Raw genomic sequence first — 11,522 nt, 5'->3', positions numbered from 1 at the left:
AAATAATAATATTCAATTTTTATTTATTTAAAGTATTTATAAATCTTTCAAAAGCTTCCATTCCTTTTTTATTGCGTTTGAATACTGCACAATTTTTTAATACATCTAAAAATGTTTTAGATATTTCTTTTTGTAAAATTTTTTCTATATTTTTATCATTGATATCTTTGTATTTAGGTAAAAAATTTTTAACCCATTGAGTATGTTTTTTGATTTTTTCATTAGTGTTTATATCTTTATTGTTAAGAATATAATCGTTTAAAACTTCTAATTCTTCTTTAAGTCTAGGAGGTAAAATAGCAAGCCCCATAACTTCTACAAGCCCTATATTTTCTTTTTTTATATTGTGCAGGTATTCATGTGGATGAAAAATGCCAAATGGATGCTTTTTATCTGTTCTATTATTTCTTAAAACCAAATCTAATTCAAAATTAGAATTTTTCATTCTTGCTATTGGAGTTATGGTATTGTGGTGTGCATTTTGAGTTTTTGCTAAGATATTGACGTTTTTGTCATTATAATTTTTCCATTTTTTTAGGATAAAATCTGCAAATTCTATTAATTTTTTATCATCTTTACTTGAAATTCTTATAACAGATAATGGCCATTTAACAATACCAAAATCTATATTTTCAAAATTTTTAATTTTATATTTTTTTTCTATTTTAGCACTATTAAGAGCAAAGGTATGACTGCCTCCTTGAAAATGATCGTGGCTTAAAATAGAGCCTCCAACTATAGGTAAATCAGCATTTGATCCTATAAAATAATGAGGAAATATTTTTAAAAAATCAAATAATCTTTCAAAAGTTTTTTTGCAGATTTTCATCGGAGTATGTTTTTGATTAAGGATGATACAATGTTCTTTATAATAAACATAAGGTGAGTATTGAAAAAACCAATTTTCATTGGCAAGTTTTATGGGTAAAATTCTTAAATTCTGCCTAGCGGGATGATGATAATTTCCTGCATAATATTCATTTTCCTTACATAAAAGACATTGAGGATAATAAGTGTTTTTATTTTCTTTGGCTTTAGCAATAGCTTTTGGATCTTTTTCTGGTTTTGAAAGATTTATTGTAATCTCTAGTTTTCCGTAGCTGCTTGGGGTTTTCCATTTTATATCTTTTTTAATTTGATCGTTATTAATATAATTACAATCTTGATTAAATTGATAAAAAAAATCGCTAGCTGTTTTTGGATTTTTTTGATAATATTGCTTAAATTGAGAAATTAATTCGCTAGGTTTTGGTGTTAAAAGTCCTATAATTTTAACACTAAATAAAGATCTCGCTACATTATCATTTTCACAAAGTTGATTTTTGCAAGCATAATCTAGCAAAGCATTTAAAATTTCATTAAGTGTCATTTTGGAAATTTTTTTTCCTTGCTTGTATTCTTGTAATTTAAAAAGATCAATTAAGCTATTTATGTGAAAAATTTTATCCTCTTGCTTGATGAGTTTTTTTTCTAAAGTATATAAAATCAATTGATCAATAAGAGCATAAATCATAATTTTGTTGCACCTATATTTCTTATATTTAACATATGGCAAGAATCTTGGCCAAAAATCTTTTTCATGCTTTCTTCATATTCTTGGGCAAGTTTTAGAGGAACATAAGCTTGAATAGTTCCCGCAAAACCTCCGCCATGAACTCTACTTACGCCTTCATCTTTTAAAATTTTTTCACTTAAAGCTAAAGCTAAAGCTAAATTTTGCTCTAGAGGTTTAGATAAAGAAAAAATGTTTTGTAAAAACTTAAATGATGAATTTCCCGAATCTTTAATAAGATTTTTAAAAGTTTCAAAATCATTGTTTTTTAGAGCTTGTGCCTCTTTAAGTGCGTTTTGATTATCTTTAAAAAAATGTATGGCACGCAAAATAGCTCTATCATGAATTTGTTTTCTTAATGAAGCGATATTATCAAAAAAATCTTTTTCATCCACCTCTCTTAAATCTTTTTTACCAAAAGCTTTTGCGACAAGTTGCATTTCTTCAGTGATTGCGGTGTAATCCGAAGTTAAATCTACATGATCTCCTTTGGTATTAACAATACATAAAAAATAATTGTAATCTGAAAAATCAAAATTTATCTTTTCTACAATAGGTTTTTGAGGTTCCTTAAAATCCATAAAAGAAAATCCTCCTATGGCACTAGCCATTTGATCCATTAAACCGCAAGCTTTTCCAAAATAAACATTTTCTGCATATTGACTTATTAGCGCTATTTGAGTTGCTGAAATATCAGCATTGTTAAATTCATAATTTAAAATTGTGCCAATCAGATTTTCAAAGGCGGCCGAAGAAGAAAGGCCAGAACCTTTTAAAACATCTGAAGTGGCATAAGCATCAAAACCTTTTACATTGTAGTTTAAGTTTTTAAATTTAGAACAAATTCCTTTTATCAAAGCTTCTGAACTTCCAATTTCGTTTGGATTAAATGTGAGATCATTTAATTTAATTTCTTTTAAATTAAAACCTTCAGAATTAATGCAAATACTATCACTATTGTTAGGAGCAACCACTGCAATAATATCTAAATTTACAGTAGCTGCTAAAACCATACCATGTTGATGGTCGGTATGGTTTCCTCCTATTTCTGTTCTACCTGGAGAAGAGTAAAAGCTAAAATCATTATGCTTAGGATAAAGTTTTTTAAAAGTTTCTAAAGCTTTTAAATATCTTTGTTCTTGATAGACTAAAGATTCTTCTTTGTATATTTTTTTAAGATTTTGATTTAATTTTTGCATTTAAAATCCATTTATAAAATTTGTCCTAAACTTTGCTTAGCGATCTGAGTGATTTGATTCCATTTTTTATCCAAGATCAATTCTTTAGGAGTTAGCCAAGATCCTCCAACACAAAGAACGTTATCTAGTTTTAAATAATCATTCATATTATCAAGACTAATACCGCCAGTAGGACAAAATTTAACTTCTTGAAATGGAGCGGAAAAAGATTTTAACATATTAACACCTCCAGCAGCTTGAGCAGGGAAAAATTTTAAATTTTTAAATCCAAATTCAAGAGCAAGCATTAATTCTCCAGCGGTTGCGATACCTGGAATCAAAGGCAAATCAATATTTTTTGCTTCTTTAGCAAGTATGGCATTTAATCCTGGGCTTATAGCAAATTTAGCTCCTGCATTTTTTACTTCTTCTAGCATTTTAGCGTTTAATACTGTTCCAGCACCTACAACAGCTTCTGGAATTTCTTTTGATATTAGTTTTATGGCTTCAATAGCTTCTTGAGTGCGTAAAGTGATTTCTAAAATTTTAATCCCTCCGTCAATCAAAGCTTTTGCTAAATCCACACTTGTTTTTAAATCATAAATTGTAATAACGGGAATGATTTTGCTTACTTCTAAAATTTCTTTTGTTTGCATTGTATCTCCTTATTTAAAATATCCACCAAAACTCATTGCTCCTGTTTCAGCACTTGAGGTTTGAGTTCTAAATCCAGCGAAAAGTTCTCTTCCGCAACCAAAAATTTCTTTTTTATCTAATTTAGGTATTTTTCTTTCTTTCCATTCTTTTTCATCAATAAGAATTTCAAGTATGCCATTTTTTGCATCAAGCAATAATATATCGCCATCTTTAATTTTAGCAATATCTCCATCAAGTAAAGCTTCAGGACTCATATGGATTGCTGCTGGAACTTTACCAGAAGCCCCTGACATTCTTCCATCAGTAACAAGTGCGACTTTAAAACCTTGATCTTGTAAAATTCCTAAAGGCGGAGTGAGTTTATGAAGCTCTGGCATACCATTAGATCTTGGTCCTTGATAAGGAAAGACTGCTATAAAATCTTTTTGTAATTCTTTATTTTGAAATTTATTTAAAAATTCTTGTTGAGAGTAAAATACCATAGCAGGAGCTTTGATAATTTGATGTTCTTCTTTAACGGCTGAAATTTTAATAACAGCTCTTCCTATATTCCCTTTTAAAATTTTAACACCACCATTTTGAGAGAATGGATTTTCTATATTTCTTAGGATATTTTCTTCTTTGCTTGTTTTCACCCCATCTTTATAGACGATTTTTCCATCAATCAAGAAAGGATTTTTAGTATAAGCTTGCATTCCTTGACCCATTACTGTATAGGCATCATCATGCAACAAACCTTCTTTTAAGAGTTCATTGATAACAAAAGCTAAACCTCCAGCAGCTTCAAATTGATTAACATCAGCTTTTCCATTAGGATATACCCTTGCTAAAAGTGGAGTAACGCTTGAAATGGCATCAAAGTCATCCCAGTTGATGATTATGCCTGCTGCACGAGCTATGGCAATTAAATGAATAGTGTGATTAGTAGAGCCACCTGTAGCCATAAGTCCTATCATAGCATTGATAATATTTCTTTCATCGAGCAATTCTCCGATAGGTAAAATTTTATTTTGAGTCATATGGCTTGCAGCTTCTTTAACCAAAGCTTCTCTTAAAGATGTATTTGGATTTATAAAAGCAGAATTTGGCAAATGCAGTCCCATAAACTCCATCATCATTTGATTTGAATTAGCTGTTCCGTAAAAAGTGCAAGTCCCTATATCGTGATAAGATTTCATTTCACTTTCTAAGAGCTTATCGCGTGAAATTTTACCTTCAGCAAAAAGTTGTCTAGTTTTTGATTTTTCATCATTAGAAATTCCACTCGTCATGGGACCAGAAGGGATAAAAATACTTGGTAAATGACCAAAACTTAAAGCTCCAATTAAAAGACCTGGAACTATTTTATCACAAACTCCTAAGTAAAAAGCCCCATCAAAAACATTATGAGAAAGTGCCACAGCCACACTCATAGCTATAACATCCCTTGAGAATAAACTAAGCTCCATTCCATCATAACCTTGAGTGATTCCATCGCACATAGCAGGAGTTCCACCGGCAAACTGTCCAAATGCATGATTTTTAAAAAGTTCTTGTTTTATAATATCAGGATAATTTTTAAAAGGCTGGTGTGCTGAGAGCATATCATTGTAAGCTGAAACTATGGCAAAATTTGAATCTTTATTTTCCTTGATTCTTTCTTTAATATGCTCTGGTATGCTAGCATAAGCATGAGCTAAATTTGCACATCCAAGATCTTTTCTTTGAATTTTGCCTTTGTGTGCTTGAATACGTTCTAAATAATCCTTGCGTGTTTTTTCGCTACGTTCTTTTACTTTTTGAGTGATTTGTTTAATTTTATTTAACGCCATATTTATCCTTTATACTTAAAATTTATTTTTTTATTGTGGTATTTTTTATATTTAATTATGCCATAATTTTAGATAAAATTCTAAAATATACTTTTAGCAATTAAAATAAAGTTTTGATATTAATTTTATAAAAGGAGAAAATATGCAAAGTTTCGATTTTATTTTATTTGGAGCGACTGGAGATTTGGCAATGAGAAAGATTTTCCCTTCTCTTTATCAAGCTTATGTGGATGGATTTTTGCCTCATATTGGAAAAATGATTGCAACGGGTAGAAGTATGCTAAATGTTGATGAATTCAAGGATAAAATGAATCATAAGTCAAAAATACATGTAAAAAATTGCGATGATAAAAAATGGGAAGAATTTACACACAATATTGATTATTTAAGTATAAATTTGAATGAAACAAAAGATTTTGAACTCTTAAAAGAAAAAATAAGTAGCGAAAGCAAAAATATAGTTATTTATTTTTCAATTTCTCCAGAGTTTTTTATTAAGGCGTGTAAAAATTTAGCATCAGTTGGCTTAAATGATGATAGGGTTAAAATTATTTTAGAAAAACCTTTAGGAATGGATTTAAAATCTTGTCAAGCTATAAATAATGAAATAGCACAATACTACAATGAAAAACAAATCTATAGAATTGATCACTATTTAGGAAAAGAAAGCATACAAAATCTTTTGATTTTAAGAAGATTTAATCCTATTTTTACCTCTTTATGGAAAAAAGATTATATCGATTATGTTGAAGTCAGTGTTTTTGAAACCTTAGGTGTAGAAAGTCGAGGAGAATTTTATGATAGCACAGGAGCTTTAAGGGATATGATCCAAAATCATATTTTACAAATTCTTTCTTTGGTGGCTATGAAAATTCCAAATACTCTCGATGCTGATTCTATAAGAAGTGCAAAATTGCAACTTTTAAAGAGTTTAAAACCCTTAAGTGATGAAGATATAAAATCAAATGTCATTAGAGCTCAATATAGTCAATCAGGAGAATTTAAAGGCTATTTGGACGAAGATCATGTCAAGGAAAATAGTCAAACAGAAACTTTTGTTGCTATCAAAGCGGAGCTTTTGGATGAAAATTGGAAGAATGTTCCATTTTATATTAGAACAGGTAAAAGAATGGCTAATTCTTTTGCTCAAATTATTATTTGTTTTAAAGATCGGCAAGATCAAAGTACTCATCCTAATAAACTTATAATACGTTTGCAACCAGAAAATCAAATTTCTTTAAATTTAAAAGTAAAGAAAATTGGTAAAACAATGGATTGCGAGGAAAATAATTTGATTTTAAATTTAAACAGTACTTCAGTCATGCAGCCGTATGAAAGATTGATTTTAGATGTTATAGAAGGTAATCAAGCTTCTTTTAATCATAAAGAAGAATTAGAAGCCGCTTGGACTTGGGTAGATCCTATTTTGGAAAATTGGAAAAACAATAAAACACCTTTATATTCTTATTTTGCGGGAAGTTGGGGCCCTAAGGAGTCATTTGATTTGATCCAAAAAGATCAGCATGAATGGCATAACGCCTAGTATAATTTAAAAACAAATTTGGGTAATTTGGAAACAAATTAGTTTAAATTTTTAGTAATTTTTGTTTATTTTGATAATTATAAGCAAAACTCTGTTACACTTTGATTTAATAAAATTTGTCAAGCAGTAAAATTGGAGGAAAAATGGCATTTAAAATGCATGAATTTTCAGATTTAGAGTCTTGCAATAAGGCTTTGGTTGAAGCTGTTACTTTATCTATCGAGCAAATTTTATCAGTCAAAAAATATATAAATTTAGCTTTTTCTGGAGGGAAATCTCCAGTTTTATTTTTAGAAATGTTAAGCAAAAAAAAATGTACTTGGGATAAATGTAATGTTTCTTTGGTTGATGAAAGGGTAGTTGAACTTGATCATGAAGATAGTAATGCAAAATTGATAAAAATGCATTTTTTAAAGAATTTGGCTCAAAAGGCACATTTTAAACCTTTTTTTGAAGATTATAAGCTTTCTTTGGAAGATTTAGTTGAAAATGCAAATAAATTCTATAACCAACCTGATATTGCTATTTTAGGTATGGGTATAGATGGTCATACGGCTTCTTTATTTCCTGAAGCAGATGAAATTGATTTTGCTTTAACAACTCAAAAAAACATTATTTTAATAACCCCAAAAAATGCTCCACATAAAAGACTTTCTATGTCTTTGTCAGCATTAGAGAAATGCAATAAATTGTTTTTATCTATAGCTACAAAAGAAAAAGAGCTTGTTTTTAATGAAGCTACTAAGGGTTTAAATCCTAAATTTCCTATATCTTATATACTTCATTCAGAAAAGGTGATGTGTGATGTCTACTTCTCAAAATAAAAAATCATATCCAAGGCTTTTAGCTGATATTGGGGGTACTAATGCTCGATTTGCATTAGAAACCATGCCGGGTAAAATCGATAATGTTGAAGTTTTAGCTTGTCAAGATTATAATACTGTTGTTGATGCAGCAAAAACTTATTTAAGTAAAGTTGGCAATCCAATAGTTCGATTTGGTGCTTTTGCTATTGCCAATCCTGTTTTAGGTGATTGGGTTCAAATGACAAATCACCATTGGGCTTTTTCAATTGAAACCACAAGACAAGCTTTAAATTTAGAATCTTTAATACTCATCAATGATTTCACTGCTCAGGCTTATGCTATAACTAAAATGCCACTCTCTGAATTGATGCAGGTGGGTGGAACTTCTTGTGAAGTGTCTGCACCGAAAGCCGTTTTGGGTCCTGGAACAGGACTTGGCGTTAGTGGTTTAATTCCTTGCAATGAATGCGGATATATTGCTTTAGCTGGAGAAGGTGGACATGTTAGTTTTGCACCTTTTGATGATACTGAAATAATGATTTGGCAATATGCAAAGAAAAAATATGGACACGTGTCAGCCGAACGTTTTTTAAGTGGAGCAGGTTTGGCACTTATACATGAAGCTTTGGCCAGTAGAGAAGGCATTAAACATTCTAAAATGACCCCAGAGCTTATTAGCGAGCAAGCTTTAAGCGGCAAGTCTCCCTTGTGTCGATTAACTTTGGATATATTTTGTGCTATGTTGGGTACGGTTTCTTCAAATTTAGCTTTAACTTTGGGAGCTAGGGGTGGAGTTTATCTTTGCGGAGGGATTATCCCTAGATTTATTGATTATTTTAAAACATCACCTTTTAGATTACGTTTTGAAAATAAGGGGAGATTTGATGCTTATTTGGCTGCTATTCCTGTTTATGTAGTTTTAGCAAAATATCCAGGTATTAACGGGGCAGCTGTTGCTTTAGAAAATCATTTGAAAAGTTGCGATTTTAAAGAAGTGAAAGGTGAAAAATGAAGTCTTTAACCCATTTAAATTCTTATAAGAATTTGCGTAATCATTTTTTAAATATAAAAGATGTGCACATGAGAGATTTATTTAAAGAAGACCAAAATAGAGGAATACGATACTTTCTTGAAATTGGCGATTTAAAACTTGATTATTCAAAAAATCGTATTAACGATGAAACTTTAGAATTATTATTTAATTTAGTCAACGAATGTTCTTTAAAAGAAAAAATGGTAGCTATGTTTAAGGGCGAAAAGATTAATACAACTGAGAATAGGGCTGTTTTGCATACTGCTTTGAGAAATAAAGATAATCATTCAATTATGATTGATGATATGGATATTATGCCAAATGTTAGGGAAGTTTTAGCAAAGATGCAAAAATTTTCAGACTCTTTGCGCTCTGGTGCTTGGCTTGGTTATACAAATCAAGTGATTACAGATGTTGTAAATATAGGCATAGGTGGATCTGATTTAGGAGCTTTGATGGTTTGCGAAGCTTTAAAAAATTTTGGACACCCAAGATTGCATATGCATTTTGTTTCCAATGTAGATGGAGCGCAATTACAAGGTGTTTTAGATCAAGTTCATCCTGAAACAACGTTGTTTATAGTAGCTTCTAAAACTTTTTCAACTCAAGAAACTTTAACTAATGCATTTACAGCTAGAAAATGGTTTTTAAATCATGCCTTAGATGAAAAGCATATAGCAAAACATTTTGTGGCGGTTTCAACCAATAAAGAAGCGGTAAAAGAATTTGGCATTGATTTAAATAATATGTTTGAATTTTGGAATTGGGTTGGCGGACGCTATAGTCTTTGGTCTGCTATAGGTTTAGCTATTATGATTTATTTAGGTAAGGAAAATTTCTCATCTTTATTAGAAGGGGCATATTTGATGGATGAGCATTTTTATAATGAGCCATTTGAAAAAAATATGCCTGTTATTTTAGGTTTAATCGGTATTTGGTATATAAATTTCTTCGATGCGGGTAGCCATATCATAGCTCCTTATGATTCTATGTTAAAATATCTTCCTAAATTTATACAACAATTAGATATGGAAAGCAATGGTAAGCAGGTTAGAAAGGATGGTAAAAAAGTTGATTATGATACTGGTCCTATTATTTGGGGTGATACGGGTATTAACGCTCAACATGCTTTTTTTCAACTTTTGCATCAAGGAACACATTTAAGTCCTATTGATTTGATTGCATCCTTAAGTAAAAAAGGAAGCTTTCCAGGGCACCATGAAATTTTACTCAGTAACGTTTTTGCTCAAGCTGAAGCTTTTATGAAAGGAAAAACTCTTGAAGAAGTTCAAAAAGAAATGTCTGATAAGGGTTTTAATGAAGAGCAAATTCATAAACTTGCACCCCATAGGGTTTTTTCAGGCAATAGGCCTAGCAATATTATTTTACTCAATGAAATCAATCCTAAAAGCATAGGTTCTTTGGTTGCCTTATATGAACATAAAATTTTTGTTCAAGGTGTAATTTGGGATATTAATAGCTTTGATCAATGGGGAGTTGAGCTTGGTAAAGAACTTGTTAAAACTATTTTATCAGAACTTCAGGGTGGAAAAATTCAAGAGCATGATAGCTCTACAAAACATTTAATACAAATTTATAAAAATTTTAATTCAATTTAGAAAGGGAAAAATATGCAAACTAAATCTAATAATTTTGCATTGGCAGCTTTAACAGCTTTGTTTTTTGTTATGGGGTTTATCACGGTATTAAATGATATTTTAATACCACATCTTAAGGTGATATTTAATCTTAATCATTTTGAATCAGCGTTAGTGCAATTTTGTTTTTTTGGAGCTTATTTTGTAACTGGCGGAATTTTTGGCAAGCTTTTGGAGAAGGTTGGTTATCCGATAGGAGTTGTTTTAGGTTTTATATTAACAGCCATTGGTTGTGTTTTATTTTATCCAGCAGCCTCTATGGCTTCATATCCTATATTTTTAGGAGCCTTTTTTATATTAGCAAGTGGAGTTGTTTTATTGCAAACCGCCGGGAATCCATTTGTAACTTTACTTGCTCCAGGAAAGGAAGCTACGGCTTTAACATTGGTTCAGGCTTTTAATTCTTTAGGGACAACTTTAGGGCCAATTTTTGGTGCCGCTTTTATACTTTCAGATACTGTAAAATATGCAAGTAAGTTAGAAGAAGCCCAATCTGTTCAAATTCCTTATTTGGGAATTGCTGGAATTTTAATTCTTTTGGCTATTGTGACATATCTTTTAAGACTTCCAGACGCAAGACAAATGGTTGAAAAAATTATAGATAAAAAAAATCATAACAATAAAGAAAGTGTTTTTGAATATCCTCATTTTGTCTTAGGGGCAGCAGCTATATTTTTTTATGTAGGGGCTGAAGTATCTATAGGTTCTTTTTTAATTTTGACTATGGAAAAATTTGCAAACATTCAAGAAATAACAGCTGCAAAGTATATAGTTTATTATTGGGGTGGAGCTATGATAGGAAGATTTATAGGAAGCTTCGTCATGACTAAACTTGCTCCAAATAAATGTTTAGTATTTAATTCTATTGTTAATATTTGTTTAATCATGATGGCTATTTTAATCGGTGGAAAGATTGCTATGGTAGCTTTATTGGCTATAGGACTTTTTAATTCAATTATGTTTCCAACTATTTTTTCTTTAGCAACAAAGAAATTAGGTAAATTTACAAGCAGAGCTTCTGGACTTATTAGCATGGCTATTGTTGGTGGAGCTTTGATACCTCCAGTTCAAGGCTTAGTTGCTGATTATTTTGATTTGCTTATTTCTTATTTAGTTCCTTTGTTATGCTATTTTTATATTCTCTTTTTTGCTATCAAAGGATATAGGGTTAAATAACCGAAAACAAAAAGCGAAAATCCGCTTTTTGTTTCATCTTATTTTAAGCTTGCTATGTATATAATTTCAGTTTTTAATTGCAAGAAATATTTTTAATTTCTTTGATTA

9 protein-coding genes are annotated in these 11,522 nt (G+C 30.4%); 5 read left to right on the top strand and 4 right to left on the bottom strand.

The genetic code is table 11. The annotated features are described in order from the left end of the window. Positions 1 to 19: 19 nt before the first annotated feature. The 4 genes from H2277_RS08190 to edd are packed head-to-tail and all read right to left on the bottom strand — an operon-like array spanning position 20 to position 5,198. Positions 20 to 1,513: a UDP-glucose--hexose-1-phosphate uridylyltransferase gene (locus H2277_RS08190; protein ID WP_337201841.1), complete on the bottom strand. Its 1,494-nt coding sequence runs from the start codon at positions 1,511 to 1,513 to the stop codon at positions 20 to 22. Beyond that, positions 1,510 to 2,751 (bottom strand): galactokinase family protein, encoded by a 1,242-nt coding sequence (locus tag H2277_RS08185; protein WP_337201840.1) that lies wholly within the window; start codon positions 2,749 to 2,751, stop codon positions 1,510 to 1,512. The genes H2277_RS08190 and H2277_RS08185 overlap by 4 nt, the downstream gene beginning before the upstream one ends. An 11-nt stretch (positions 2,752 to 2,762) precedes the next feature. Then, positions 2,763 to 3,386: a bifunctional 4-hydroxy-2-oxoglutarate aldolase/2-dehydro-3-deoxy-phosphogluconate aldolase gene (locus H2277_RS08180; protein ID WP_337201839.1), complete on the bottom strand. Its 624-nt coding sequence runs from the start codon at positions 3,384 to 3,386 to the stop codon at positions 2,763 to 2,765. A gap of 9 nt (positions 3,387 to 3,395) precedes the next feature. Next, on the bottom strand, positions 3,396 to 5,198 hold the full coding sequence (edd, locus tag H2277_RS08175; RefSeq protein WP_337201838.1) for a phosphogluconate dehydratase: 1,803 nt from the start codon (positions 5,196 to 5,198) through the stop codon (positions 3,396 to 3,398). A gap of 142 nt (positions 5,199 to 5,340) precedes the next feature. Between edd and zwf the strand changes: the two genes are divergently transcribed. The 5 genes from zwf (at position 5,341) to H2277_RS08150 (ending at position 11,414) form a co-directional block, all read left to right on the top strand. Next, entirely contained in the window at positions 5,341 to 6,741 is a 1,401-nt protein-coding gene (gene zwf, locus H2277_RS08170; protein ID WP_337201837.1) for a glucose-6-phosphate dehydrogenase, read from the top strand. A 143-nt stretch (positions 6,742 to 6,884) separates the two neighbouring features. After that, positions 6,885 to 7,565: a 6-phosphogluconolactonase gene (gene pgl, locus H2277_RS08165; protein ID WP_337201836.1), complete on the top strand. Its 681-nt coding sequence runs from the start codon at positions 6,885 to 6,887 to the stop codon at positions 7,563 to 7,565. After that, the gene (locus tag H2277_RS08160) at positions 7,546 to 8,559 is read left to right on the top strand and encodes a glucokinase (protein ID WP_337201835.1); all 1,014 of its coding nucleotides are present in this window, start codon (positions 7,546 to 7,548) and stop codon (positions 8,557 to 8,559) included. Before pgl ends, H2277_RS08160 begins: the two co-directional genes overlap by 20 nt. Next, positions 8,556 to 10,199, top strand: a complete 1,644-nt coding sequence (pgi, locus tag H2277_RS08155; protein WP_337201834.1) for a glucose-6-phosphate isomerase — start codon at positions 8,556 to 8,558, stop codon at positions 10,197 to 10,199. Before H2277_RS08160 ends, pgi begins: the two co-directional genes overlap by 4 nt. A 12-nt stretch (positions 10,200 to 10,211) precedes the next feature. Next, the gene (locus H2277_RS08150; RefSeq protein ID WP_337201833.1) at positions 10,212 to 11,414 is read left to right on the top strand and encodes a sugar MFS transporter; all 1,203 of its coding nucleotides are present in this window, start codon (positions 10,212 to 10,214) and stop codon (positions 11,412 to 11,414) included. The last annotated feature ends 108 nt before the right edge of the window (positions 11,415 to 11,522 follow it).

Source organism: Campylobacter sp. W0014 (assembly GCF_020135975.1).
GTDB lineage: Bacteria > Campylobacterota > Campylobacteria > Campylobacterales > Campylobacteraceae > Campylobacter_D.
Note: the sequence above shows the minus strand (reverse complement) of the source record. Positions and strands in the feature narration are given on the sequence as shown.

Coding starts and splice junctions, on each gene's coding strand:
- H2277_RS08160 (WP_337201835.1), top strand. CDS start 7,546: ATGTCTACTTCTCAAAATAAAAAATCATATCCAAGGCTTTTAGCTGAT.
- edd (WP_337201838.1), bottom strand. CDS start 5,198: ATGGCGTTAAATAAAATTAAACAAATCACTCAAAAAGTAAAAGAACGT.
- pgi (WP_337201834.1), top strand. CDS start 8,556: ATGAAGTCTTTAACCCATTTAAATTCTTATAAGAATTTGCGTAATCAT.
- H2277_RS08190 (WP_337201841.1), bottom strand. CDS start 1,513: ATGATTTATGCTCTTATTGATCAATTGATTTTATATACTTTAGAAAAA.
- pgl (WP_337201836.1), top strand. CDS start 6,885: ATGGCATTTAAAATGCATGAATTTTCAGATTTAGAGTCTTGCAATAAG.
- H2277_RS08150 (WP_337201833.1), top strand. CDS start 10,212: ATGCAAACTAAATCTAATAATTTTGCATTGGCAGCTTTAACAGCTTTG.
- zwf (WP_337201837.1), top strand. CDS start 5,341: ATGCAAAGTTTCGATTTTATTTTATTTGGAGCGACTGGAGATTTGGCA.
- H2277_RS08185 (WP_337201840.1), bottom strand. CDS start 2,751: ATGCAAAAATTAAATCAAAATCTTAAAAAAATATACAAAGAAGAATCT.
- H2277_RS08180 (WP_337201839.1), bottom strand. CDS start 3,386: ATGCAAACAAAAGAAATTTTAGAAGTAAGCAAAATCATTCCCGTTATT.